Annotated in this window: 27 protein-coding genes; 18 read left to right on the forward strand and 9 right to left on the reverse strand. The window is 53.0% G+C overall.

Going from position 1 to position 25,588, the window contains the following annotated elements; all coding sequences use genetic code 11:
* Window positions 1-37 precede the first annotated feature (37 nt).
* Complete coding sequence (locus IGQ15_RS04585; protein ID WP_297049104.1) at window positions 38-784, reverse strand: A24 family peptidase; 747 nt, start codon at window positions 782-784, stop codon at window positions 38-40.
* 59 nt (window positions 785-843) lie between these two features.
* A complete protein-coding gene (locus IGQ15_RS04590; RefSeq protein WP_297049059.1) occupies window positions 844-1,071 on the reverse strand; it encodes a hypothetical protein in 228 nt (75 codons plus the stop codon).
* A 310-nt stretch (window positions 1,072-1,381) separates the two neighbouring features.
* On the opposite strand from IGQ15_RS04590, the gene IGQ15_RS04595 reads away from it, so the two are divergent.
* Window positions 1,382-1,831 (forward strand): PAS domain-containing protein, encoded by a 450-nt coding sequence (locus IGQ15_RS04595; RefSeq protein WP_297049061.1) that lies wholly within the window; start codon window positions 1,382-1,384, stop codon window positions 1,829-1,831.
* A 93-nt stretch (window positions 1,832-1,924) separates the two neighbouring features.
* Window positions 1,925-5,107 carry a PAS domain S-box protein gene (locus tag IGQ15_RS04600; protein WP_297049063.1) on the forward strand — a complete coding sequence of 1,061 codons (3,183 nt, stop codon included), beginning with the start codon at window positions 1,925-1,927 and terminating at the stop codon, window positions 5,105-5,107.
* Between the two features lies 1 nt (window position 5,108).
* On the opposite strand, the gene IGQ15_RS04605 is transcribed toward IGQ15_RS04600, so the two are convergent.
* Window positions 5,109-5,378, reverse strand: coding sequence for a hypothetical protein (locus tag IGQ15_RS04605; RefSeq protein WP_297049064.1), 270 nt, complete (start codon window positions 5,376-5,378; stop codon window positions 5,109-5,111).
* Window positions 5,379-5,746: 368 nt separating this feature from the next.
* Between IGQ15_RS04605 and hemL the strand changes: the two genes are divergently transcribed.
* On the forward strand, window positions 5,747-6,982 hold the full coding sequence (gene hemL / locus IGQ15_RS04610) for a glutamate-1-semialdehyde 2,1-aminomutase (RefSeq protein ID WP_363315788.1): 1,236 nt from the start codon (window positions 5,747-5,749) through the stop codon (window positions 6,980-6,982).
* Here the strand turns inward: hemL and IGQ15_RS04615 are convergent.
* A complete protein-coding gene (locus IGQ15_RS04615; protein WP_297049068.1) occupies window positions 6,973-9,087 on the reverse strand; it encodes a histidine kinase dimerization/phospho-acceptor domain-containing protein in 2,115 nt (704 codons plus the stop codon). The genes hemL and IGQ15_RS04615 overlap by 10 nt on opposite strands.
* 216 nt (window positions 9,088-9,303) lie before the next feature.
* Between IGQ15_RS04615 and IGQ15_RS04620 the strand changes: the two genes are divergently transcribed.
* The 5 genes from IGQ15_RS04620 to IGQ15_RS04640 all read left to right on the forward strand — a co-directional run bounded on the left by IGQ15_RS04620 (window position 9,304) and on the right by IGQ15_RS04640 (window position 14,811).
* A complete protein-coding gene (locus tag IGQ15_RS04620; RefSeq protein WP_297049069.1) occupies window positions 9,304-10,155 on the forward strand; it encodes a circadian clock protein KaiA in 852 nt (283 codons plus the stop codon).
* A 5-nt stretch (window positions 10,156-10,160) separates the two neighbouring features.
* Window positions 10,161-10,487, forward strand: coding sequence for a circadian clock protein KaiB (gene kaiB, locus IGQ15_RS04625; RefSeq protein ID WP_297049071.1), 327 nt, complete (start codon window positions 10,161-10,163; stop codon window positions 10,485-10,487).
* 69 nt (window positions 10,488-10,556) lie between these two features.
* A complete protein-coding gene (gene kaiC / locus IGQ15_RS04630; protein ID WP_297049073.1) occupies window positions 10,557-12,113 on the forward strand; it encodes a circadian clock protein KaiC in 1,557 nt (518 codons plus the stop codon).
* A 91-nt stretch (window positions 12,114-12,204) separates the two neighbouring features.
* Window positions 12,205-13,125, forward strand: a complete 921-nt coding sequence (locus IGQ15_RS04635; RefSeq protein ID WP_297049075.1) for an NAD(+) kinase — start codon at window positions 12,205-12,207, stop codon at window positions 13,123-13,125.
* Between the two features lie 87 nt (window positions 13,126-13,212).
* Complete coding sequence (locus IGQ15_RS04640; protein ID WP_297049077.1) at window positions 13,213-14,811, forward strand: HD family phosphohydrolase; 1,599 nt, start codon at window positions 13,213-13,215, stop codon at window positions 14,809-14,811.
* On the opposite strand, the gene IGQ15_RS04645 is transcribed toward IGQ15_RS04640, so the two are convergent.
* The 3 genes from IGQ15_RS04645 to IGQ15_RS04655 are packed head-to-tail and all read right to left on the reverse strand — an operon-like array spanning window position 14,802 to window position 16,206.
* A complete protein-coding gene (locus tag IGQ15_RS04645) occupies window positions 14,802-15,398 on the reverse strand; it encodes a CPBP family intramembrane glutamic endopeptidase (RefSeq protein WP_297049079.1) in 597 nt (198 codons plus the stop codon). The genes IGQ15_RS04640 and IGQ15_RS04645 overlap by 10 nt on opposite strands.
* Before the next feature lie 4 nt (window positions 15,399-15,402).
* On the reverse strand, window positions 15,403-15,729 hold the full coding sequence (locus tag IGQ15_RS04650; protein ID WP_297049081.1) for a 2Fe-2S iron-sulfur cluster-binding protein: 327 nt from the start codon (window positions 15,727-15,729) through the stop codon (window positions 15,403-15,405).
* Between the two features lie 42 nt (window positions 15,730-15,771).
* On the reverse strand, window positions 15,772-16,206 hold the full coding sequence (locus IGQ15_RS04655; protein ID WP_297049083.1) for a thioesterase family protein: 435 nt from the start codon (window positions 16,204-16,206) through the stop codon (window positions 15,772-15,774).
* A gap of 148 nt (window positions 16,207-16,354) precedes the next feature.
* Here IGQ15_RS04655 and IGQ15_RS04660 point away from each other — a divergent pair, with 148 nt between their 5' ends.
* A complete protein-coding gene (locus tag IGQ15_RS04660) occupies window positions 16,355-16,771 on the forward strand; it encodes a hypothetical protein (protein WP_297049085.1) in 417 nt (138 codons plus the stop codon).
* Window positions 16,711-17,352, forward strand: a complete 642-nt coding sequence (locus IGQ15_RS04665; RefSeq protein ID WP_297049087.1) for a WD40 repeat domain-containing protein — start codon at window positions 16,711-16,713, stop codon at window positions 17,350-17,352. Before IGQ15_RS04660 ends, IGQ15_RS04665 begins: the two co-directional genes overlap by 61 nt.
* A 6-nt stretch (window positions 17,353-17,358) precedes the next feature.
* Here IGQ15_RS04665 and IGQ15_RS12015 read toward each other — a convergent pair whose 3' ends face one another.
* A complete protein-coding gene (locus IGQ15_RS12015; RefSeq protein ID WP_363315787.1) occupies window positions 17,359-19,875 on the reverse strand; it encodes a SufD family Fe-S cluster assembly protein in 2,517 nt (838 codons plus the stop codon).
* Between the two features lie 121 nt (window positions 19,876-19,996).
* Between IGQ15_RS12015 and sufR the strand changes: the two genes are divergently transcribed.
* From sufR to aroQ, 5 genes are all read left to right on the forward strand, one after another.
* Window positions 19,997-20,656 carry an iron-sulfur cluster biosynthesis transcriptional regulator SufR gene (gene sufR, locus IGQ15_RS04685; RefSeq protein ID WP_297049089.1) on the forward strand — a complete coding sequence of 220 codons (660 nt, stop codon included), beginning with the start codon at window positions 19,997-19,999 and terminating at the stop codon, window positions 20,654-20,656.
* Between the two features lies 1 nt (window position 20,657).
* Window positions 20,658-21,536 (forward strand): alpha/beta hydrolase, encoded by an 879-nt coding sequence (locus tag IGQ15_RS04690; protein WP_297049091.1) that lies wholly within the window; start codon window positions 20,658-20,660, stop codon window positions 21,534-21,536.
* Window positions 21,537-21,586: 50 nt separating this feature from the next.
* Window positions 21,587-21,919, forward strand: coding sequence for a photosystem II reaction center protein Psb28 (gene psb28 / locus IGQ15_RS04695; RefSeq protein ID WP_297049093.1), 333 nt, complete (start codon window positions 21,587-21,589; stop codon window positions 21,917-21,919).
* 126 nt (window positions 21,920-22,045) lie between these two features.
* Window positions 22,046-22,174, forward strand: a complete 129-nt coding sequence (locus IGQ15_RS04700; RefSeq protein ID WP_297049095.1) for a hypothetical protein — start codon at window positions 22,046-22,048, stop codon at window positions 22,172-22,174.
* 50 nt (window positions 22,175-22,224) lie between these two features.
* Window positions 22,225-22,671, forward strand: a complete 447-nt coding sequence (gene aroQ, locus IGQ15_RS04705) for a type II 3-dehydroquinate dehydratase (protein ID WP_297049097.1) — start codon at window positions 22,225-22,227, stop codon at window positions 22,669-22,671.
* Here the strand turns inward: aroQ and IGQ15_RS04710 are convergent.
* Window positions 22,668-23,207 carry a YqeG family HAD IIIA-type phosphatase gene (locus tag IGQ15_RS04710; protein WP_297049099.1) on the reverse strand — a complete coding sequence of 180 codons (540 nt, stop codon included), beginning with the start codon at window positions 23,205-23,207 and terminating at the stop codon, window positions 22,668-22,670. The two genes, aroQ and IGQ15_RS04710, sit on opposite strands and share 4 nt — an antisense overlap.
* 143 nt (window positions 23,208-23,350) lie before the next feature.
* On the opposite strand from IGQ15_RS04710, the gene IGQ15_RS04715 reads away from it, so the two are divergent.
* From IGQ15_RS04715 to IGQ15_RS04725, 3 genes are all read left to right on the forward strand, one after another.
* Complete coding sequence (locus IGQ15_RS04715; protein ID WP_297049101.1) at window positions 23,351-23,848, forward strand: HNH endonuclease; 498 nt, start codon at window positions 23,351-23,353, stop codon at window positions 23,846-23,848.
* 212 nt (window positions 23,849-24,060) lie between these two features.
* On the forward strand, window positions 24,061-24,771 hold the full coding sequence (locus tag IGQ15_RS04720) for a Crp/Fnr family transcriptional regulator (protein WP_297049102.1): 711 nt from the start codon (window positions 24,061-24,063) through the stop codon (window positions 24,769-24,771).
* 56 nt (window positions 24,772-24,827) lie between these two features.
* Complete coding sequence (locus IGQ15_RS04725) at window positions 24,828-25,424, forward strand: hypothetical protein (RefSeq protein ID WP_297049106.1); 597 nt, start codon at window positions 24,828-24,830, stop codon at window positions 25,422-25,424.
* The last annotated feature ends 164 nt before the right edge of the window (window positions 25,425-25,588 follow it).

A 25,588-nucleotide genomic window follows, 5' to 3' on the forward strand; every position in this document is an offset into this window, starting at 1 on the left:
GCTGGGGGGATTTTGGCTTATCTTTCTTTGATAAAAGTTAGCGCACAAACACACCAGGCAAGAAGGTTTCGAGATAAAGATGAATCAATTGGCGGCCAAAGAGACTACTGACAATAGCCGCCACTGCCAAAAAGGGGCCAAAGGGAATCGGTTGCCGCCGCTGAATCCAACCGAGGGCAATCCCCAGTCCACCCATCAGGCCACCGAGGGCACAGGCCAAGAAAAAGGTAACGAGCAATCCCTGCCAACCTAACCAAGCCCCGATCATCGCTGCCAGTTTGCTATCGCCTCCCCCCATGACCTCCTGACCAAGGGCGATCGCCCCCCCCCAGCGGATCAGATCAAAGAGCCAAATGCCAATCACTGCGGCAATGATGCCTTCCGTGAGTCCGCCTAGACCCGTCATTAACCCTCTCACGAGCAAGCCAACAATCAACCCCCACTTTGTCAGAGGATGGGGCAGCGTCATCGTGTCTAGATCAATTAAGGCCAAGGCCAAGAGCCACGCACTCAGCAGCCATAGCACAAGGGTTTGCACTTGCCACCCACTCACAGCCACAATCAGGACGTACAGCAGTGCCATCAACAGCTCAATCGCAGGATACCGCCAAGAAATCGGCGCATGGCAGTAGCGACATTGCCCCCGCAGGAATAGCCAGCCCAAAATCGGGATATTGTCCCAGGGCTTGAGTGTGGTCAAACAAATCGGGCAGCGAGACGGCGGATAAAGGAGCGATCGCCCACTCGGCACACGGTAGATCACAACATTGAGAAAGCTCCCCACCGCTGCCCCAAGGCCAAAGACAAGGCAGTAGCTGGCAAAGGTCAAAACAGTTAGTGCAGTTATAGGCGTGTTACTTCCGGCAGATGATCGTAGGGAATAAAGCATTCTTGGGGCAGCAGCACTGGTTGGCTAGTAAACAGCACATAGCCCCGCAGGGTTTGCCGATTAACAGCGACACCCGCAGGCACCGTTTTTGCCCCATGAACCTGCTGGTAGAGATTATAGATGGATTGAGCAGCGACTAATAGGGGGGTCTCAACGGTTTCCATGGTCGGCAAAACTGGCATGTGCCCCACTCCTCGGCAATCGAACAATTAGAAACGGTTATGTTTGGTTTTAAGCCAATCATCAGTTCTCATCAAGCGCCCTACCTATGCAAAAGCAGATTTGAAATCCTCTGCCTGAAAGTCAATCGTTTTGTCTGAGCAAAGCGATAGCCTAGAGGTAGGACGGAGCTAAGACATCTTCCCCGTGAAATCACCTCAGGAGAGTACTCACTAAAGAATGAATTGTTTCACCATGCCAAGCCCCCTGGCGATCGTTGACGTAGCCCTGTAGCCATTTACCGTGTTCTTTGTTTCCTCACACTACCCAACCATGAACTCACAGCAGGTCTCCCTTGCCAATCATCTGCACCGTTTGCCTCATCCTGTCTTGGCGGGCGATCGCAAGGGCACCATTCTTTATGCCAACGCTGCGGTGCAACGGTTATTGAACCACGCTACTACCGATTTAGCGGGCCTCTCCGTCATCGAGCGACTGTCCGCCAACTTTGATTTATCCCTAGAGCGGTTCCAGCCGGTGCTCAACACCCAAACCCCGGCACAATGGGACTGCTATGATCCGCGCCAACAGCAGTGGTGGCAACTGGATTTAACCGCTGATGCTCACGGCTGGACCCTGGCCCTAACGGAAATTACGGCACGCTATCGCCATTGGCTGCTCCAAGAAACGCGGGTTAATGAACTGGAAAAATGTTGGCAGCGATTTCACACCCTGACGGAGATAGGTCAGCAGCTCCTCTGGGAAATCCAAGGGGAGCGGTGACAGTCAAGGGGTGCTGGGGTATCCCTTAGAACAACTGCCCAAAACCCTGCGAGCGTGGCAGCAACTAATCTACCCAGAGGATCAAGAGCGCTTTTGGCAAGCCATCCTTCAGCAAGGGGGGCACCACCCTGCGACTTGGAATATCGCCTGCGCCATGCCAATGGTGCGTATGTTTGGGTGCGCGATCGCTGGGAATATCGGCAGCAACCACCAAACACTACGACAATTATCGGCGTCATGGTCAATATCCATGACCAAAAGATACAGGAAATGCGCCTGCGAGAGAGCGAACAACGCTATCGCAACCTCGTAGATCACCTACCCGCCGTGGTGTATCGCTGTGCCATCGATGCTTCGTGGACAATGGAATACCTAAGTCCCAAGTTCGCTGACCTGACGGGGTATTCCCCTAGCGAACTGGTGTACAATCAGCTTCATAGCTACGCTGGTATTACACATCCAAAAGATAGCGATCGCGTTGATTGCAGCATCCATGAGGCTCTTGCCAAGGGCTTGGCCTTTAGTTTCGGCTACCGCATTCTTTGCGCCGATGGGTCGGAGCGTTGGGTGCATGAGTACGGTCAGGGAGTTTATGACGTGACCGGCAAGGCCTATGCAATTGAGGGCATCATTGTGGATGAAACAGAACGGATTCAGTCAGAGGAAGCCCTCAGAGAAAGTGAGCATCGCTGGCGTGCGGTCTTTGAAAATGCCCAAGTCGGGATTATTGTCACTAGCCCTGCTAACCACTACCGCCTGGTATATTGTAACCCCTTTTTTTGCCAATTTGTCGGCTACACCGCTCCTGAACTGGCAAATCTTACCGCCCATGATCTGACCTTTACTGAAGATTGGCCTGAGGAAGCTGCCCTCATCCAAGAGTGTCAACTGGGACTGCGCAATACCTATCAAATTGTCAAGCGTTACCGCCACAAAAAGGGGCACACCGTCTGGGGAAATTTAACCCTCTCCTGTGTGCGCAATGCCAATGGTGAGCCTCAGCTGCTGATTGCCCTGGTTGATGACATTACCAGCCAACGCCAACTGCAACTAGCCCTCGATCGCGAGCGCAACCGCTATGAGCAGTTAGTAAACAATTGCCCCGTCATCATTTTGACCCTCAATCGCGACAAAATTCTCTTAACCAGTAATTGGGTTGGCTTGAAGACACTGGCAGCGGCTCAAGTCGTTCCCGGCATGTCATTTTCGGCACTGCTCCATCCCCAAGAATCAGTGACTCGGGTGGAAGCCCTGATTGACCGCGTCTTGGCGGGAGAAACCATTAACGACGAGGAAATTCTACTGCGTTGCCGCACCGATGCCCCCTGTGATATGCTGAGCCACCTTTTTCCCCTGCTGGATGAGGAGGAAGAAATTGCGGGTTGTGTGGTGGTCTGTACTGACATCAGCGATCGCAAACGTGCCCTTGCTGAACTGGATGAGCGCGAGGCTCAATATCGCAGTGTTTTCGAGTCCGTGGCCGATGGCCTAGTGATCTATGACACTGAAACCCTTCGGGTCATTGAGGTCAACCATGCCACTTGTGCCATCTATGGTTATCGTCGCAGTGAATGCCTTGAACTCCAACCCGAGGATTTTTTGCACCCCGACTACCGCGATCAGTTTCAGGAATTCCTACACACGATTCAGCATCAGCACAGTTGGCGCGGTGTCAGTAGGCATCGCCGTAGGGATGGCCAGATCATTGATGTGGATATTTTTGCCACAAGGTTGCGCTACAAAGGCAAAGATCAAGTCCTTTGCGTCATCCGCGATATTACGCAAATCAAGCGTTTTGAAGAGACTCAAAGGGCGATCGCCAAAGAACTCGGCCGACGGGAGGCGCTCTTTCGCAATCTGATTAATGATTTAGATGTGGGAGTGATGCTGCTGGCTGCCGATCTCTCCGTAAAAGTGATTAATCCTCGGGGGTGTGAGCTGCTAGGGGCTACAGAAGCAAACCTCATTGGTCAAAACCCAACGGAGATGGCTTGGGATGCCCTCAACGATGCCGGGGAACCAATGCGGCCAGCGGCTTTTCCGCTGAGGATTGCCATTGCCCAAAAGCAGCGAGTACAAGGGGTGATGGGTATTCTCAATCAACAAACCCAACAGCGGGTCTGGCTGCAAGTGACCGCTGATCCAGAAGTAACGGCAACGGGGAGCATTGAGCAGGTAATTCTCACCTTTAGCGATATTAGCGATCGCAAGCGCTACGAGGCCTACCTTCACGATCAAGCAGTTCGCCAGCGAGAACTCAACCAACTCATTCAGGAGATTCGGGAGGCTCCTAACCTCCATCAGGCCTTTGCCAAAGCAGTGCAGCGGGTGTGTCATATTCTGCGGATCGATCGCGCCATTGTTGTCAAGTACGAGCCAGAACAGCAGCACTGGCTTCCCCTAGTAGAGTTTCTCAACAAACCGCATATGACCCCTAGCCTGGGGCTGACGATTCCAGACGAGCATAATCCAGTTGCCGTAACCCTACGCCAAGGAAAGATTGCTGAGCTGCCTGCCCTAGAGAATCTCAATCCCACAGATGTCGTTAACCGTGCAATCGCTCAAGTGCTCGGTGGCGGTTGGCTTATTGCCCCAATTCGGATCAATGAGCAGATTTGGGGGGCTTTTTCCTTTCAGCGTTTTAATCATTCCAGCGGCTGGACAGATGAGGAACGCCAACTAATTCTCTCCCTCACCGATCAACTAGCGATTACCATTCAGCAGAAAAACTTGTATGCCTCACTGCAATTGGCGAATGCCGAACTCTCCCGCCTTGCGACCATTGATGGCCTCACCCAAATTGCCAATCGGCGCTATTTTGACCAGTATTTACAGCAGCAGTGGCAGTTGGCCCAACGAGAACAGACGAGCATTTCCCTGATTCTCTGTGATGTTGATTTCTTCAAGAACTTCAACGACCACTACGGCCACCAAGCAGGGGATGAGTGCCTGATCGCGATCGCGAAAATATTAACCCAAGCGGCACGTCGTCCCACCGATTTAGCCGCACGCTACGGCGGTGAAGAATTTTCCTTGATTTTGCCCAATACCGATCTCAGGGGCAGTCTGCGGGTAGCCGAACGCATCCAACGGCTGCTCTATGCCTTGGAAATTCTCCATGTTGCCTCATCGGTGAGCGATCGCGTCACCCTAAGTATCGGCATTGTCAGCTTGTTACCCCAAGTTGGCCAAGGAGTCAATGAATTCATTACCCTTGCTGATCAGCAGCTCTACCTGGCCAAGCGCGGCGGGCGCGATCGCTATTGCTATGCTTAAGTTAATGAGCAAAAATCGCCAGTAGAAGGGCCAGAGTCCATTGGGGAGAGCATGACTTGCACGGGCTTTGACGCCAAATACGCTTCCCTTGGTGCAGCAGTGTATGGGCATGAATGACGCAGTTGCCACGGTAGAGCGGTAATTCAGTGGGAATCGGGTGATCCAGCAAAAACTGACGGCGAAAAAGAAAGTAGCCCGCCGCAGGTTCCATACCCGTCGCTTTCTCCGCTGCCCACATTTTCACCTCGTAGTAGCCAAGTTCCTTAGGCACAGCGCAAAATGTCAGCCAAGGGTAGGCATCGGCCAGTTGCGCAAGATACGCTTGGGAGGCATCCCCTGTTTAGCAGGACTGCATTAGCGGCAGTGGGGGGTAAATCTTGGCTAGCAAGGGACTGGAGAACATAGACATCCTGCAGAGGTAGCCGTTCTGTGGGTACAAATCCAGTGTTATTCTCCCAAAAGCCATAAATCAGCCGCCAAAACCGTAAAGAATTGCAACATGCGCCCTTGTGGGGTTAAGGGTCAGCAGAATTGCCTATAATACTGTGAGCACGCCAATGCTTGAGGGAGTTGACGTTGACCACAACCGTTTTTCAAACCACAAAATCCCAAGAAATTTTTGCCGCTGCCCAAAAACTCATGCCCGGTGGCGTCAGTTCACCCGTGCGTGCCTTCAAGTCCGTCGGCGGCCAGCCCATTGTCTTTGATCACGTCAAGGGTGCCCACATTTGGGATGTGGACGGCAATCAATACATTGACTATGTGGGGTCTTGGGGACCCGCGATCGTCGGCCATGCCCACCCCGAAGTCATTGATGCTCTCCATGCCGCCCTTGAAAAGGGAACCAGCTTTGGCGCCCCCTGCGTGCTTGAGAATATCTTGGCGGAAATGGTGATTGCTGCTGTCCCTAGTGTCGAGATGGTGCGCTTTGTCAATTCTGGCACTGAAGCCTGTATGGCAGTGCTGCGGCTTATGCGTGCCTATACCCAGCGGGAAAAGGTGATCAAGTTTGAGGGCTGCTACCACGGTCATGCCGATATGTTCTTGGTCAAAGCAGGGTCAGGGGTGGCCACCTTAGGCTTACCCGATTCTCCCGGCGTGCCGAAAGCAACCACTGCCGCCACATTAACGGCACCCTACAATGATCTCGAAGCGGTCAGTCGCCTCTTTGAACAGTATCCCAATGACATTGCGGGGGTGATCCTTGAACCCGTGGTTGGTAATGCTGGCTTTATTCCGCCGGATGCTGGCTTTCTCGAAGGGCTGCGGGAGCTGACGAAACAGTACGGTGCCCTCTTGGTCTTTGACGAAGTGATGACCGGCTTTCGCATTGCCTATGGCGGTGCTCAGGAGAAATTTGGTGTGACACCAGACCTCACCACCCTCGGAAAAGTGATTGGCGGTGGCCTACCGGTGGGTGCCTATGGCGGCCGCGCCGACATTATGAAGATGGTGGCACCGGCGGGACCAGTGTATCAGGCGGGTACCCTCTCTGGTAATCCCTTGGCGATGACAGCGGGTATTAAAACCTTGGAGATTCTCAGCCGTCCCGGCAGTTATGAACAGCTGGATCGGATCACAGGCAAGCTGATCCAAGGACTGTTAGACGCCGCACGGGAATTTGGCCATGGGGTGTGTGGTGGGCACATCAGTGGCATGTTTGGTCTCTTTTTCACCGCTGGTCCGGTGACGAACTATGAGCAAGCCAAGCAGTCTGATTTGAAAAAGTTTGCGGCCTTCCACCGGGGCATGCTGGAGCAGGGGATTTACCTTGCGCCATCCCAGTTTGAGGCGGGCTTTACTTCCCTTGCCCATACGGAAGCGGATATTGAGCGCACCATTGCGGCAGCGCGGACAGTGCTGAGTCAGCTGTGAGTTTTTACCGTTGTAGCAAGGAGCACCACATCCATTAAGTCCGCAAGGTTGAGGCAGGGAAAGACCATGACATCCCCCAATTGATGAATGGCTCGGCTGCTCTCTTCGGCCAAGGTAATCATGGGGAGTTTTCGCAGTTTGGGATGATTTTCTAGATGGGCGACCTCGCCAGCGGGTAAATCCCAAATTAGAATGTCGGGTTGCCAAATCTCCACTAGGAGGTCGGCCTGTTCAAGGTCTTCTGCTTCGAGAAGCCGCAGGTGGGGCAGGCTGATTTCATGGAGTAGGCCGAGGCGGAGTACCGTTTGATTGAGGAGGGGACGCTCAAAGGTTGCTTCTTTCAGTCGTGGAAAACACCAGCGATCGAGGACATCAATGAGCAGGCTGGGATGACTACTTAAGGGCAGCCGTTGCACAAAACCGGTCAAGCCCAAGGGAGTGGCTTCATCGGAGAGGATGATCAACGGAACAGTGGCCGTGAAGGGGCTGGTGGCCAGACTTTCAACCACATCAGCCAAGCTCAGACTACTGGCGGGACGGACGACAATGGCCGTGGGCTGCAGTTGCTCCAGCTTATCCAGGGCTTCAAGGGGATGGCGAGCGACCACATAGCCGTAGTGATTGCGCCGCAATGCAGCAGTGGTGTCCATGATCCACGTGGCATCATTGCTCACCAAAAGGATCAATTGAGCTGTAGTGGGCAACTCAGGGGGAAGTTCCTCAGCGAAGGGCAGCAGCACTGTCCACTCACTGGAGTCGTCAGCTTGGGCAATGAAGGAAAGCTCGCCATTGTGGAGACGACAGAGTTGGCGGGCGAGCATCAGCCCCATGGTGATTTCGGCATAGTCCTCGAGGCATTCGTGTAGCAGGCGATCGTGATCCTTAAGGGGAATACCGTGTCCCTCTTCCCACAGTTGCAGTGCCAGCCAGTTTTGCCAGCGACTCAAGCGCAGTCCATAGCGATCGCTGGGAAAGAGCAGCAGCCACCCCAAAAGATGAGCAAGAATCTGCCGTAGCCGCAGAGCATCGCCGTAGAGGTACACATGGCTCAAGGGTTGATCAATTTGCCATTGCCAACTCGGCAGGGTCAGATTGTAAAGATGCTCCGCCAATTCCTGCGATCGCAACCACAAACCCACCAATTCTACGGTTTCCCATTGCAATTCCAACTCTCGCCAAAGGGCACGGGTGTAGTCCTGCCACGCCTGAATGAGGCGATTCATTTGCCAACCGCTACGCTGGATCAGGGCAAGGTAGTCCTGTTGCTCTGGTAGGGGGTGCTGCCACAGGAGTTGGGTGAGGCCGAGAATCGCCGTTAGGGGATTTTTGAGTTCATGTCCCAAGCTCAGGAGGAGGCGCTTTTGCTGATGGAGGCGCAGTTGGTGCAAATGGGTGGGGGGCGTCGGATCAGCCTCTTGCCGCCGTTGGGCAAAAAATAACCAATAGCGATCGCTGGCCACCGCGACACCGCTTTCTGCCTTCTCCCAGTCCAACGACGTCAAATTCAAGGGAAAGGAACACACCTGCCAGAGCGATCGCGCCTCTAGTGCCTGACAATTCATGCCTTCAAATTTGGGCTGCACCAGTGGCAAGAAATCTGCCAAGTGTTCTGACCAAGCACAATTTTGCCAAACGACTCTCCCTTGGGCGTTTTGAATTTGTAGCGGCAAAGGCAATTGTTCAATCACCTCCAGCCAAGGCAAAGGGGGCTGGCAGGCCCAGCGATAGAGCAAACGTTGCTGATCCAGCAGTCCCAAAAAACAACCTTGTGCATCCACAACCGCAATATGGGCTGGCATCTGGGCTTGGCTGCGCAACCACCCCTGAAACTGCAATAGTGTCCACGTTGCAGGTACCACCATCACGGGCGATCGCCAAGAAGCCGTCACACTCCCCACCGCCAAGTCGGCTAACGTCCCTTCCCGCTCCAAACTCAACGCCAACCGCCAGCCCTGCACCACTCCCAAGGGTTTTTGCTCCTCATCCACAATGACGATCGTCTCTGGGAGGGTTTCTTGCCAACGCTGGCACACCTCGCTGAGAGACAAACCTGCCCCCACCGTCATTGCTGGTTCAGTAAAGCTGGCTAGGGAGAGGGAATTCATGGATACAGCCCTTTTTTGATGGGGGATACATCAAATAATGAAATAGGATGCCGTTTTACGCCGGCTTTGCCATTCCTGAGCGTGTCCTGTCCTTGTGAGCAGGGCTGTCGATCCTAAGCTTGTAATGAAATGGCAACACTCCTCCAGAAAACACTGCCACCACCAGCGAGAAAGTGATAGGATGCTATCAGATGCAAACCCAAGTTCTGAAAGTACGTGGCGCAGTCAACCGCACTAACAATCTGTGGCTTAGTTTACTCGCCCGCTATTGGCCAAGAATTGGTCCGTTTGCACAACTCCAACATCGATGAACTGGTTTACTTTTGCGACGAGAGAGAGTTTTGCACCTACCTAGAGCAGCGGCGCAATAATGTCGCTTGTTTAATTTTAGAATGGGGAGAGGGAACTCCGCAAATCATTACCTATCTTCACCACAGCGCCACACTCCTGCCCGCGATCATTATCTTTCCTGCCGGCACCTCACCCGTTCCGCCGGGTCCGCACTACCACATTGCTGAAATCATTCTCACCGCTGACAACCTCCACCAGCTCAACCACCAAATTGAGGAAGCCATTACGGGATTTGTCAAACTCTGTCCGGGCTGTGCGGTGCCGCCCCATGTCATGTTTCGCATGCCAGCCCTGAAAGAGAGCAGTAATGTCGATCCCCAGCATCGTCTTTCCCAAAAATTGAAGGAACGGCTCGGCTACCTAGGGGTCTATTACAAACGAGACACGGAATTTTTCTTCCGCCGTATGTCCCCTGCCGATAAACGCAAGCTGCTGGACGAATTGCGCTCAATCTATCGTACCATTATCCTTGAATACTTTAACACCGATGCCAAAGTTAATGAGCACATTGACGAGTTTGTTAGTAAAGCGTTCTTCGCGGATATTTCTGTTTCCCAAGTGCTAGAGATTCACGTCGAACTCATGGATAACTTTTCCAAACAACTCAAACTCGAAGGTCGTAGTGAGGATATTTTGCTGGACTATCGCCTGACGCTCATCGATGTCATTGCCCATCTGTGTGAAATGTACCGTCGCTCTATTCCGCGTGAGGTGTAGCTTCTATGACCCCACTGCGGAAAACCTACGTTCTCAAGCTCTATGTGGCTGGCAACACCGCCAACTCCGTGCGTGCCCTCAAGACCCTCAATAACATTCTTGAAAAGGAATTTAAGGGGGTTTATGCCCTCAAAGTCATTGATGTCCTAAAAAATCCGCAACTGGCGGAGGAAGATAAAATTCTAGCAACCCCAACCCTTGCCAAAGTCTTGCCCCCACCGGTGCGCCGCATCATTGGGGATCTCTCGAATCGCGAAAAGGTGCTTATTGGTCTTGACTTGCTGTATGAAGAGATTGGTGAGCAAGCCGAAGACGATCTTGATTTGGAATGAGACCTTTCTTCCCCTCGGTTTAGAATAACCCTTTGGAAATCCCTTTAAGAGTGCCGACTTAGAACCTCTATGACTGATACACCAGACAACCAGCCCAGTTCAACGCCGAAGGTGGCTGCCGAAGTCAAAAAAATCCGCACGATGATCGAGGGCTTTGATGACATTAGTCATGGTGGCCTGCCCCAAGGACGCACGACACTCGTCAGTGGCACATCGGGTACCGGCAAGACCCTCTTTGCGGTGCAGTTTCTCTACAACGGCATTACGATTTTCAATGAGCCGGGGATCTTCGTCACCTTTGAAGAGTCTCCCCACGACATTATTAAAAATGCCCTGAGCTTTGGCTGGGATCTCCAACGTCTCATTGATCAAGGGAAGCTTTTTATCCTTGATGCCTCCCCAGATCCCGATGGCCAAGATGTGGCGGGAGACTTTGATCTATCGGCGCTGATTGAGCGCATCCAGTACGCCATCCGCAAATACAAAGCCACACGGGTTTCCATTGACTCCGTGACAGCGGTCTTTCAGCAATACGATGCGGCCTCGGTGGTGCGGCGGGAAATTTTCCGCTTGGCCTTCCGCCTCAAGCAACTGGGGGTCACTACCATTATGACCACGGAGCGCATTGAGGAATATGGCCCAGTGGCACGCTTTGGCGTCGAAGAGTTTGTCTCCGATAATGTGGTGATTTTGCGTAATGTGCTGGAGGGAGAACGGCGGCGGCGCACGGTCGAAATTCTCAAGCTGCGGGGCACCACCCACATGAAGGGGGAATATCCCTTTACGATCAACAAGGGTATCAATATCTTCCCGTTGGGGGCGATGCGTCTTACCCAGCGCTCCTCCAATGTGCGGGTGTCTTCGGGGGTCAAGACCCTCGACGAGATGTGTGGCGGCGGCTTCTTCAAAGATTCGATTATTTTGGCCACGGGCGCCACGGGTACTGGCAAGACCCTCTTGGTCAGCAAATTCTTGGAGACGGGCTGCCAACAGGGAGAACGGGCACTGCTGTTTGCCTATGAAGAATCGCGGGCGCAGTTGTCGCGCAACGCGTCCTCCTGGGGCATTGATTTTGAGGAGTTAGAACGCCAAGGTCTGCTGCGGATTGTCTGTGCCTATCCAGAATCAGCGGGTCTTGAGGATCACCTGCAAATTATCAAGTCGGAAATTGCCGACTTTAAGCCTTCGCGGGTGGCCATTGACTCCCTATCAGCGCTGGATCGGGGGGTGAGCAATAATGCCTTCCGGCAGTTTGTGATTGGGGTTACGGGCTTTGCCAAGCAGGAGGAGATCACTGGCTTTTTCACCAACACCACGGATCAATTTATGGGGTCGAACTCGATTACGGAGTCCCATATCTCGACCATTACAGACACGATTTTGCTGTTGCAGTATGTGGAAATTCGCGGTGAAATGTCACGGGCGATTAACGTCTTCAAGATGCGTGGTTCTTGGCATGATAAGGGCATTCGTGAGTATGTGATTAGTGAGAAGGGGGCGGAAATTCGCGATTCCTTCCGTAATTTTGAGGGGATTATTAGCGGTACCCCCACCCGTATTGCTGTGGATGAAAAAACTGAGTTGGGACGCATTGTGAAAGAGGTGCAGGATCTAGACAACGAGTAACAGAGAGTCCGTTGCAGAAGGAGGGAGTAGGCTCCAATCCTTCTCGTCCTATGGCCACATCCTGTTTATGTACCCCCTGTAGGCACGCTGGATGCAACTAAATCAGGTCATTGTCGTTCATAAGGCGGGCGATCGCCAGAGCAAGGAATGGGCGGATCGCGCCTCCCGTCAACTGCAACAGCGTGGCGCCAATGTGCTCGTTGGGCCGAGTGGGCCTAAGGACAACCCCTACCCCGTTTTTATGGCCTCGGTGACAGAGCCGATTGATCTGGCCGTTGTTCTGGGGGGAGATGGCACTTCCTTGGCGGCGGCACGGCATCTGGCTGCGGCTGGGGTTCCGATTCTAGCGGTGAATGTGGGGGGGCATTTGGGGTTTTTGACGGAACCATTAGAGCTGTTTCGCGATATGGAGGCGGTTTGGGATCGCCTTGAGCGGGATGAGTACGCCATGCAACAGCGGATGATGTTGCAAGCCCAAGTGTTTGAGGGGCCAAAATTGCATCCTGAAGTGGTGGGCGATCGCTACTATGCCCTGAATGAAATGTGTATTAAGCCGGCGTCTGCCGATCGCATGATCACCGCCATCCTCGAAATGGAAATTGATGGTGATGTGGTGGATCAGTACCAAGGGGATGGCTTGCTGGTGGCCACCCCCACCGGCTCCACCTGCTATACGGTTGCCGCTAATGGCCCCATTTTGCATCCGGGGATGGAAGCCCTTGTGGTAACCCCAATTTGCCCCTTAAGTCTCTCTAGCCGCCCCATTGTCTTGCCCTCGCGCTCCGCAGTGAGCATTTGGCCATTGGACGATCACAGCCTCAATACCAAACTGTGGATGGATGGCGTACTGGCCACCTCCATTTGGCCCGGACAGCGAGTCCAGGTGACGATGGCCGATTGTCAGGCACGCTTTATCATTCTGCGGGATCACTACTCCTTTTATCAAACGCTGCGGGAGAAGTTGGCTTGGGCAGGGGCACGCATTCCCTACCACAACAACCACCGCAATTAGATCACAACCGCATACTTGCAACGCATCTATAATGGGCGCATTCCTTACGGGTCTTTTGCGATGAGTGTCAGCCCCCTTGAACGAGCGGTGCTTGGTTCGCGTGCTGAAACCCTTGTCGATCAGCTTCTGGAAATTGGAATCGCCCTTTCTGCGAGCCAATCCCTAGAGGAACTACTGCATCTCATTCTCACGAAAAGTCGCCAAATGACCGCTAGCGATGCCGGCACGATTTTTCTAGTACAGCGACAGACAGAGCCGGCGGTGCTTGAATTTAAGGCGACTCAAAATGATAGTGTTGCTCTCCCTAAGCAAGTACAGGACACTACAGTCCCCCTCACTCCTGATAGCTTGGTAGGCTATGCCGCCCTCACGGGAGACTCGCTGAATATTGCCGATGTGTATGCCCTCAACGGCAGCGAGGTGTACCAGTTTAATCGTTCTTTTGATGAAGCCCTGCGCTATCGAACCTGCTCGGTGCTGGTGGTGCCGATGCAAAGTGTCAGTGGTGAAGTGATTGGCGTTCTGCAACTGATTAACCGCAAGCGATCGCCCGACACTCTACTGACGCCAGAAACCACTGTGGATCTCACCCAGCCCTATAGCCCTTGGGAAGAACACATTGTGCGATCGCTGGCCAGTCAGGCCGCCGTGATGATTGAGCGCAACCACCTGCTGGAAAGTATTGAACAGCTCTTTGAGGGCTTTGTCACCGCTTCAGTGCAAGCAATTGAAGTGCGGGATCCCACCACGGCAGGACATTCGGAACGGGTGGCGGCGCTTACCGTACGCCTAGCGGAGATCACCCATGCAACCTCAAGGGGCATTTTTCGGGAAGTTTCCTTTAGCGATCGCCAACTACAAGAGATTCGCTATGCAGCGCTGCTCCATGATTTTGGTAAGGTGGCCGTACCTGAAGCCATTCTCAACAAGCACAAGAAAATGTTCCCTGAACAACTGGAGGTGATTCGCCAACGGTTTGCCCTCGTGCGCCGCACCCTAGAAATGGAAACGGCTCAAGCCAAAGTAAACTATTTGCTCTCCCATCCCCACAGCCCGCACGCTGCCGAACAGGCCTGTCACCACTGCGCCTTTTTGCGTCACTGCGATGAGGAACTTCGCCAACAACTGGTCACCCTCGAAGCCTATTGGCAGTTGCTCGAGCAGGCCAATGAGCCGCAAATTCTCGATCAAGAACCCCTTGCCCGCCTTCAGGAATTAACCCAGTTTTATTATCGCGGGACTGATGGCGAACTCCATCCCTTGATTACGGCCAGTGAACTGGAACAACTCTTGGTGCGGCGAGGCAATCTCACCCAAGGGGAGCGGCGGATCATTGAAGCCCACGTGACCTATACCTACCAGTTTCTCTCCCGCATTCCCTGGACCCCTCACCTAAAGGATGTGCCGATCATCGCCTATGGTCACCATGAGCGCTTGAATGGCAGTGGCTACCCCCGAGGTATTGGGGCGGCGGAGATTCCTTTGCAAACCCAGATGCTGGCGATCGCGGATATTTACGATGCCCTGACGGCCAAGGATCGCCCCTACAAAAAGAGCCTACCTGTTGATGCGGCCTTAAAGATTTTGTGGCAGGAGGCCAAGGAATTTAAGATTAATCCCGATCTCGTTGAACTCTTTGAGCAACAGGAGGTCTTTCGGGTGCTGGGACACCAGCGCTACGGTTGATGGGGAGACGATCGCAAAAAGGAGACTTTCCAAAGTGTAGCCGCCAGCCAATTGGTACAAATATGGGCCACGATCGCTAGGAGTAAATTATTCGTTGCTACAGCACTATAGGCAAACAGCCCGCCAACAATGGTGGCCCACAGGGCGTAGGGCCACTGCTGCCGCGATCCAGCGTGCAAAATACCAAAGCACACCGAACTGCCGATGATCCCTGCCCAGTTGAGACCCAAACTCGGTAGGAGCGCCCCGCGAAAGAGCAGCTCTTCACTGAGGCCGGGCAGAATGCCAATCCAAAAGAGATCAGGCCACAGCAGCGGTGAAAGTACCAGTTTCAGGTAGGTATCCGACGCATGGCGGTAGGCGGGCCAGAGGCGATACAAAATAGCGCCTATCCCCGTAATTCCTAAGCAGAGGGCAATTCCTAAAACCACTGCCCAACCATCCCAGCGCAGCGGCAGAAGTCCCCCGGAAAAGGGGGTCAATAACCACACCCGCGCCAAAATCAGCCACAGAATGGCCGTCAACGCCATGGCCACTAAGACCTGCGTACGACTCAGAGGCTCATCGGGCAGGGGGGACTCCTCCATAGGTCTATGCTTTCTGGAATTGACCAAATTGGAAGTTATAGACCTCTTCCTCTTTTTCAGAGATGAGTTTGAGATCCGAACAGGGGCGAGCCACACAGAGGAGTACATAGCCTTTTTCCCGCAGGTTGGGACTCAGCCCCATTGCATCGCCGTGATCAACGGTACCCTCTTGAATTTGGGCGGCACAGGTGGTGCACACCCCCGCATTACAGGAACTGGGGAGATCAATTCCGGCAGCGGTGGCCGATCGCAGGATGGGTTTATCGGCACTGGCTTCAAACGTGTAGGTTTGTCCTTGGTGCAGGATTTCAACACGAAAGGTTTGGGTCATTCTTGCAGTGAGCTATGACGCAACATCTTCCCTATTATCCCCCTAATCCTCGCGATCGCTGGTTTCCTCTGGTGCGGACTTTAGCCAGCGGCTCAAAGGTTCAGGGATGGCCACCCGTTGGCCTTCTTGCAGGCAAATGTGTTGCGTCTGGGCAATGGCCACCCGATCGCCCCGCGCATTGTAGAGTGTGTAGGTTAGTTGAAAACGGCTGTGATCCAGTCTTTGGGGATCAATGGTCACCCGCAGGCGATCGCCACAGTAGAGAGGTTTCAAAAACCGCACCTGCGCCTCCGTAATCGGTACAATCAGGCCACTGTTGCTGAAAAATTGCCGCAGATCCATCCCCAACTGGGCAAGGGCATCCTCATAGGCCTCATGGCAAAACCGCAGCAGATTGGCAAAGTAAACCACTCCAGCCGCATCTGTATCAGCAAAATGAACCGTGCGCTTATAGTCGTGAAGGGGTGTTGTATTCATTTATCACCATCCCATAGGGTTGCCCAACACAAGTCATCCGCAAAAACGCGCCACAGCCTTTATTGTTAATGTAGGGTACAGCCCTTTTGCAAGCTATTGGGGTACGGGACGGATGAGTAACAAAGGCAGTTCTGATCTTCGAGTTCTTTTGAGCACACTTGTAATCAGCGGCTTGGTCGCAGGACTGGCCTATTGGCAACTCAGTCAACGCTGGACGCCCTCCCCCGCTCAAAACGGCGAAACCACCTCCAATTGGCAAAAAATTGCCCTCGCTATGACGCTGCGCGGCCAGCAAGATGAAGTGAACGCGATCGCCCTCAGTCCTGATGGCAATTTACTCGTGAGTGGTGGCGACGATCGCAGGCTGTATTTTTGGAACTTGGCTACGGGAACTGCCCTCGGACAAGCCACAGGTCACACCGATTGGATCTATGCCCTTGTGATCACTCCCGATGGTCAAACGGTGATTAGCGGCAGCAAAGACAAAACCATCAACTATGGGGTGTGGGCGATCGCCAGCTCCAAGCCACCCTCAGTGGTCATCAAGATTTTGTCAATGGTTTAGCCCTCAGCCCCAATGGCCGCACCCTTGCCAGTGCCAGTTATGATCACACCGTCAAACTGTGGGATGTCCCTAGCCGTCAGGAAATCACCACCCTAAAAGGGAATGAGGGCATCATGCTCAGCGTTGCCATTAGTCGCGATGGGCGTTTTTTAGCCACTGGCGGAGTAGATAAGCTGATCCGCATTTGGGATTTGCCCTCCCGCCGCCTTCTGCGCACCCTCGAAGGACACACTGGCGATGTCAATAGCCTCGCCTTCACCCCCGACAGCAGCCAACTAGTGAGCGGCAGTGACCAAGACGGTATCAAAGTCTGGAACCTGACCACAGGGGAACTCCAGCATCAATTTGGCACCGAAGGCGGGCAAGTCTTTAGTGTAGCGGTGAGTCCCGATGGCCGCACCATTGCCAGTGGCCACGGCGATCAAACCGTCAAACTCTGGTCCCTCTCTGGTCAGCCATTGCGTAACCTCAAGGGACACTCTGGTGCAGTGTATAGTGTCGTCTTTGATCAGGATCAACTGATCTCCGCCAGTGAAGACAGCACCATCAAAGTGTGGCGTCTCTTTCCGGGGACATCTTAGGGATCTCTAGCCAACACTACCTTCTAGCTTCAGACTCAGCAGGCGATCAGCCTCGACGGCAAATTCCATCGGCAATTGGTTAAAGACATCGCGACAGAAGCCACTAATCATCATTGAGACCGCATCTTCGGCAGCAATTCCCCGCTGGGCAAAGTAGAAGAGTTGATCCTCACCAATTTTTGATGTTGAGGCCTCATGCTCCACCTGTGCCGTGGGGTTTTGCACCTGAATATAGGGGAAAGTATTGGCGGCTGCCGTATCACCAATAAGCATCGAATCGCATTGGGAATAGTTGCGTGCCCCCGTGGCCTTTGGCCCAATTTTCACTAGGCCGCGATAGCTATTTTGGGAGTGCCCTGCCGAAATCCCCTTGGAGACAATCGTGCTGCGGGTATTCTTACCAATATGAATCATCTTAGTGCCCGTATCCGCCTGCTGGTAATTATTGGTGAGGGCAACGGAGTAAAATTCACCCACGGAATTATCCCCCACCAAGACACAACTGGGGTACTTCCAAGTAATGGCTGAACCCGTTTCCACCTGTGTCCAAGAAATCTTGGAGTTGCGGCCAAGGCAGAGGCCACGCTTGGTTACAAAGTTGTAGATACCCCCCTTGCCGTTTGCATCGCCAGCATACCAGTTTTGCACCGTGGAGTATTTGATTTCGGCATTGTCAAGGGCGACCAATTCTACCACTGCTGCGTGGAGTTGATTGGTATCGAACATGGGAGCAGTACAGTTGTGAACCGCAATGCCCCGGACAAGGTAGCTGTGGGTTTCGGCAACATCAATGTTGAACACCAGATCATCCCAGGGCTCGCGGCGAATTTCGCGAATGGGGACAAGGAAGTGAGTCTCAGTTTCGCGCACAAGATCCCAGCGTTTATGTGCTGTATAGCCGACTTGATAAAGGGATTGAGAATGAATCCAGCGATCAGACTGGCGAGAAAAATGACTGAAGCCCCCCTTGCGCGTTTGGAGCCAGCCATAAATTCCCAAAGGATTGGGCAGTTGTTGCACTTGCTGGGCTAGGGTTGGCGAGGTTGTGCAAGAGCGCACCATAGTTGAACCTTGGCGATCGCCAACATTGCCGTCCCCTGCTAAGTAAGTATCGAGGAGAATCTGTGTCTGCCGTTGATCCAAGTGCATTAGTTCTGAGCTGAGGCGTTTTTGACTCGCTCCTTTGGCAGAGTGGTCGGAGAGCCAACTAGATGCTTCAGCAGAGTACAACCTAAGACCAAGGGCATGGCGATCGCACTGCTCCGTCAGGTAAGCCTTACGCCCTGTAACCGTCTCCACAAGAGCCTTGGCACGCTCTGCGAGGGGGCGCTCATGTAGGCCAAAACTGAGCTGATTGGTGTATTGACCATTGGCGGAGTTCACATAGGTGCTACCCTCAGCCAAGGAGTATCCCAGCAGTTCCACCTCAGGATTCGAGAGGAACTGTGGAGTGGGCGCGTGGAGCTTGGGTACAAGCAGGAAATCACCAACCTCAAGTTCATCGGCTTTTACCCACTGGGGTTGGGCTTGCTTTAACTTCTTGCTGTCCACTTCTGGCAGCCAATCCCCCCGCCGCTGCCGTTTCGCAGCAACATCCCGACGCTTGACCACTAAAACAGGGTGCTCTGTGGTGAGGCGAAAGGCATGGTAGGGGGAAACGGGGCGCACCGTAATCATATCCCCCTTGTAGTGACGCACCATCGCCGCCCGTACCCGGCGGGGATTCCCTTCATGGTCATAGACTTGGTCGCCGGGCTTGAGACTTTCAATATTCACCCAACCATCGGGCGTACAAACTTGCTCACCGGCGGGATGGCAGCCTTCAAGGTAGCTAACATAACTGCCCTCATCAGCAATAATCAGCGTGCGCTCAAACTGCCCCGACTCGCCATTGTTAATGCGGAAATAGGTGGATAGCTCCATCGGACAGCGGGTGTTTTTGGGAATATAGACAAAGGAGCCATCGGAAAAGACTGCGGAGTTCAAAGCAGCATAGAAGTTATCACCAATGGGGACAACACTGCCCAAGTATTTCTGCACCAACTCGGGATATTCGTGGAGCGCTTCAGAAATGGCGCAGAAAATGATCCCCTGCTTGGCCAACTCTTCACGGAATGTAGTGGCCACTGACACGCTATCAAAAATGGCATCTACGGCCACATTGGTCAGCCGCTTTTGCTCTGAGAGGGGAATCCCCAGTTTCTCAAAGGTTTCCAGCAGGACGGGATCCACTTCATCCAAGCTCTTCCGCTTCTCCTTTTGTTTCGGAGCTGAGTAATAGACAATGTCTTGGTAGTTGATGGGGGGATAGCTCACCCGTGCCCATGTGGGTTCACTCATCTTCAGCCATTGGCGATAGGCCCGCAGGCGAAACTCCAGCATGAACTCTGGTTCGTTCTTTTTGGCAGAGATGAGGCGAATAATGTCTTCGTTGAGACCTCGAGGAATGGTTTCCGTCTCAATTTGGGTGACAAAGCCGTATTTATAGGGCTGATTGACGAGGGATTGTACCGTTGCCGACATCGAGTGTTCTCTGGGGTGAAGGAATGGCCAAAATTTAGAGTATATTAAGCAACAAGATGGTTGCTTTATCTCTAGGACTAATTTAGCAACAAAACGGTTGTTTTAGTCAAGGGGGCGTTGCGTGACGCTCACATCAGATACTAAACAGGACATCTTACACTGCCTTCTCCGCGACGGTCACCTCAGTGCCCAGGAGTTGGCGGCACAACTGGCGATTAGTCCGCAAGCGGTGCGGCGGCACCTCAAGGATTTAGAGGCGGAGCAACTGGTGACCTATGAAGTTCTGTCGGGTACGGTGGGGCGCCCCCAATACCGTTACACGATTAGCGAGGCGGGACGGGAGGAACTACGGCAACTGCAACTGCGGCAACAGTCGAGTCAGACAAAGGGCTTTGCAGTTGAACTCCTAGAATCCGTAGCGGCAACCCTTGGTCCAGAGCAGATGCAGGATGTATTGCAGGCAGCTTGGCAACGCAAGGCATTGGCCTATCGCGAGCAAATCGGGAGCGGCACCTTGGCAGAACGCTTGGCACGACTGGTGGCACTGCGGCGACAGGAGGGCTATATGGCAGAGTTTTACCCCGTGAGTGAGCCTCAAGGTGCCTATCTATTTACGGAATACAATTGTGCGATTTCCGCCGTTGCCCAGTCTTTTCCCACAGTTTGTAATCACGAGTTAGAGATGTTTACGATCGCCCTTGGCGATTGTGCCGTAGAGCGCACCCATTGGCTGGTGGATGGTGAACATCGCTGTGGTTACCTGATTCGTCCTCTGAAGTAGCATGGCCTTTTGTCCGCCCACTTTTGTCCAGCAGAGCTTCAGCACCAGTAGTGGCCGTATGGTCTATTACACCCCCAGCGATCGCTACTGGGGGCAGGTGCAATCTCGCCCTCCCCTTGTCTTTCTCCACAGTTTGGGGGGTGGGTCTAGCCACTATGAATGGTCGCAGGTGTATCCTGCCTTTGCGCCCCACTACCGCGTCATTGCCCCGGATCTCATTGGTTGGGGCGAGTCAGATCATCCTGCTCGCGACTACAGCACTAGTGACTACTGGCTAATGATGGCTGAACTGCTGCGCATGCTGGGCACACCCGTTACCGTTGTCGCCTCCTCCCTAACGGCTGGGATTGTTGTGCGGTTGGCGATTCAGCAACCCCATCTTTTTGAGCGTTTGTGTTTAGTCTGTCCTAGTGGGTTCAATGACTTTGGTGAAGATCAAGGACAGGCGATCGCCAATGCCCTGCTGAGTGTGCCAATTCTTGATCGCCTCATTTACACGGTTGCTGCTGCTAACCCCTTGGCGGTGCGCAACTTCCTCACTCAATTTATTTTTGCTGATCCGCAGCGGCTGCGCTCGGAAACTGTTGAAGCCTACTTGGATGCCGCTTCTCGTCCCAATGCCGAGTGGGCAGCTCTGGCTACCCTGAAGGGAAATCTCTCCTTTGATCTCAGCCAGTATTTACCCCACTTAACGATCCCCACCGTGATCCTTTGGGGGGAAAAGGCCAAGCTCACGCCCCTTTCGCTTGGTGAGCGACTCTATGCCACCGCCCGCGATCGCCTGCAACAGTTTCAAGTGATCCCCAAAGCAGGGGTCTTACCCCATCTGGAGCAGCCTGAATGGGTGATTTACAGCCTGCGGCGCGATTTCTTGGTTTGAGCTGTCCCCAATCCAGGTATCCTAGAAGTATTGCTTGAAGTGTTGGTCCAATGGCAGAAATTCAATTTATCCGTGGCGTTGATGAAAAAGTGGTTCCCGATGTGCGTTTGACCCGGGCACGGGATGGCAGCAGTGGTCAGGCCATATTTTACTTTGATAACCCCAAAATTGTCCAAGAGGGTACCTTGGAGATCACAGGGATGTACATGGTGGACGAAGAAGGGGAAATTGTCACCCGTGATGTCAATGCCAAGTTCATTAACGGCCAGCCCGTTGCCGTTGAGGCCACCTACACGATGCGCAGCCCCCAAGAGTGGGATCGCTTTATTCGCTTTATGGATCGCTACGCCGCCAGCCATGGTCTTGGCTTCCAGAAGTCCTAACGCGTCTTCAATGGATCGGGTGCCGATTCAAAAGAATTGTGCTAACGTAAAGTTACGATGCTTCTTTTGTCTTTATTCAGGACACGCGGCATCTGCAAGTTCTATAGCGATACAGTAGGGACATCAATGGATTATCTAGAGAGCCTGCTTGACACCCTCAAATCGTGGTTAAGAAAACTGTTGGAACTTCTAGGCAGCGCCGAACCCACCCCTGAACTGGAGCCGATTCCGATTCCCGTGCGCGATCGCCAATAGAGCGACAGCATTCAATACAATTGAGTCATTTTTGAACGGTTAGGTTAAGCTTGGCCTTTCATATTTTGGTGCTTCATGGCCCCAATCTGAACCTGTTAGGGCAACGGGAGCCGGCGATTTATGGGGTTGTGACCCTAGCGAGTATCAACCAATCTTTGGAGGCCTTGGCGCAGGAGTTGGGGGTAACCATTGAGTGCCTCCAGTCCAATCATGAGGGGATCTTGGTGGATGCCATTCAGGGGGCAATGGGACGTGCCCAAGGCATTTTAATTAACCCCGCAGCCTATACCCACACCAGCGTAGCTCTACGAGATGCGATTGCTGCAGTCGCCCTGCCAACTGTGGAAGTTCACCTGAGTAACATTCATCAACGGGAAACTTTTCGCCATCATTCCTATGTTGCCCCGGTGGCGATCGGTCAAATTGCTGGCTTTGGTGCTGATAGTTATTTGTTGGGGTTACGGGCACTGGTCAATTATTTACAAGCAAAAGGCTAATTCTCAGCGGGGGGCGCGATCGCCAGCCGTGTTCCCAACTGTCGTGCTAGCCAAAACTCCAGATGACGCACCCAAGACTTACCATCAAGGCGCTTGACAAGAACGGGTTGCACCAAGATCGTAAACATCCCCAAGCGATTGCCCGCGAGAATATCTGTAAACAGGCGATCGCCCACCATGGCCACCTGATTATAGGGCAGATTCATGGCTTGTACGGCTTGACGAATCTTCCGCCGCGACGGCTTGCCCGCCCCCATCAAAAAGGGTAACTCCACCTGCTGGGCAATCCGTTCAATGCGGCGATGGTTCAAATTATTGCTCACTAGCCAGATTGGCATTTGATGCTTGATCTCTAAGAGCCACGCCAGAGTTTTCGGGGGCAGATGCGCATCCCAGGTGGGGAGGAGCGTATCATCCACATCCAGCACCATGCCCCGCAGATGATATTTTGCCAGCAGGCTGGGGTGCAACTGTTCAATGGTGGTTTCAAGAATTAAATCCGGTTGCAGCAGTGCTGCTAGAGACCTAGGGGTCATTGAAAACACAAATAACGAAGAAGAAGCTTCTGCCAGACTATCACGATCCCAGGGGAGAGTGGGAACTGCAAAAATTTTCTCTAGTGTTACCCCAATCACAAAGGATATGCTACTATCTGAGAGAATGCCGCGTGTCAACGGATATGGCGAAGGTTCTGGTACTCAATGCTTCCTATGAACCACTCAATATTACGAGTTGGCAACGGGCAGTTGTCCTTTTAATCAAGGGCAAGGCGGAGCAAGTCGAACACAACGGCAAGATGGTTTACAACAATTTTCCCTTGCCGACCGTCATTCGTCTGCGGCATTATGTCGTCACTCCCTACAAAGAAATTCCCCTTACCCGCCGCAATATCCTGCATCGAGATGGCCACTCCTGCCAGTACTGCGGCTATACAGGCGATGAACTGACCCTTGATCACGTTATTCCCAAATCCCGCGGTGGCGGTGAAACTTGGGAAAATATTGTGACCGCCTGTGTTCGCTGTAACGTCAAGAAAGGGAATCGCACCCCCAAAGAAGCGAATATGTCCCTACGGCAGACACCGCGTCGTCCCATTAGTAGTTTGTACTTTGAAGTCACGAAACACGTCCGTACCGGCACTCATCAAGAGTGGCGGAAGTATGTCATTGGAGTTTAGTTCTCATTGAGAAAGCAGTGACACTTTTAGCGTAGCGTTTGCATGGTTACATCACAACCTTGTTCACAATAGTTGAGGACTTTCAGCAAAACTTCTTTTTTCCGAGGTCGGGTCTATCGCCAGAGATAATGAAGCTGTGGCTAAGGCATATCGGATATTCTAGTATCCTAGGGGAGAAACATTACCTTTGGAAAGCTCAAGTTCAGGTTGTTATGTCAAGTATTGAGACCGAAAACTTTAGTCAACTCTTTCCGCTTTTTGGTGCCAGTTCCCAAGAGGCACTTTCCTCGATGCTCTCAGTGGCTTGGCATAACACCTACCCGGCGGGGCGTGCCATTCTAATTGAAGATGCGTGGGGCAATGCGGTTTACTTTATCCTCTCAGGCTGGGTGAAGGTGCGGCGACTGCTCCCTAATGGAGATTTCATGACCCTAGCGATCCTTGGGCCGGGGGATTTTTTTGGTGAAATGGCCATTCTTGACCAATCACCCCGCTCAACGGATGTGGTGGCACTGTGTCCAGCGGAAGTTTTGTCCGTGCCGGCGCAAAAATTTGTCCATGTCCTGCGCCATGAGCCGGATTTGCACTATCGGATGCTGCAATTGATGGCACAACGGCTACGCCTGACTAATACTCGCATTGAACTGTTGCACAAACCTCCTGCCGTCAAACTAGCCCATGTCTTGGTGAATTTGGCACGGCGCTATGGTCAGCATCCGGGGGGCAATGCCAACACAGCTATGATTTTCAATGTACCCATCAAGGATTTAGCGGATGTGGCTAACATGAGCCCTGATGAAGCACATCAACTGCTGGATAAACTGGTGGCGAAAAACTGGATCAAGATTGATGCGGCCAAGCAACAACTCCAAATCCTCAATTTGCCACAACTAGAGCAATTAGCACAGCAAGCGGTGAGTTAAAGTTCTGTTGGCTTGTTGAGGAGCAGTGACCTGCTCTAGGATAGCAATAGTTGCAAGTGCTTTCTGCTATGGCGATCGCCCCCAACCTCTACGAAGACACCTTGGTTCGCTACACGGATCCGCTGCATGCGACAGAACTCTTGCGGCAATATCGCCCGTACCTAGAGATGCTTCCCAGTATGCGGCGACCTCAAGAGAGTTTAATTCCGATTCCGCTGCCGATCGCCCATATTCAGGTTCCTGCCGCCACAACCTCGAACCAACGTTCCCAAGTCAAGTCAGTGATGGTGCCCTGTGACTTGGTCTTTGTCATGTGCGATCCCGAGTGGAAAGTCAAAACCGACATTGAACTGCTAGTCTTTATCCATCGTCCGGGGGAAAGCTTTACGGAACTGCTGGGGCGCTGGCGCCAATCCCAAGTGCTTCTCAGTCGCAGTTATAGCTGGGATATGCCCTTGCAGCATCGGGATGTCTTTAGTGAGGGCGCGAATCGTCAATTTCCCCTCTTTGTCCTCTTTCAAGAAACCCTTCCGGTGATTAAGCGCGGTTTCAAGGCTGCCCGATTGCCCTGCGTGATTGATACCACGATTCTCAAGGAACAGCCGTCTTCAGCCACAAAGCTTATGACGAGTTCATCAGAAAGCACAGAATAGCGACGGAGAAATGTCAGAGGCATCTAAATCCTTTGTGTCAACCTTTGATCAAATGCTCATTCCCACACTTCAAGCACTGCAAAATTTAGGCGGGTCAGGCACAATTGAGAAAATTTATAGGAGTGATGTGGGCAGGCTAAAACCCCTCCGCTTCAGCGAGGGGA

It is taken from the genome of Thermosynechococcus sp. M98_K2018_005 (assembly GCF_015295825.1).
Lineage (GTDB): Bacteria > Cyanobacteriota > Cyanobacteriia > Thermosynechococcales > Thermosynechococcaceae > Thermosynechococcus.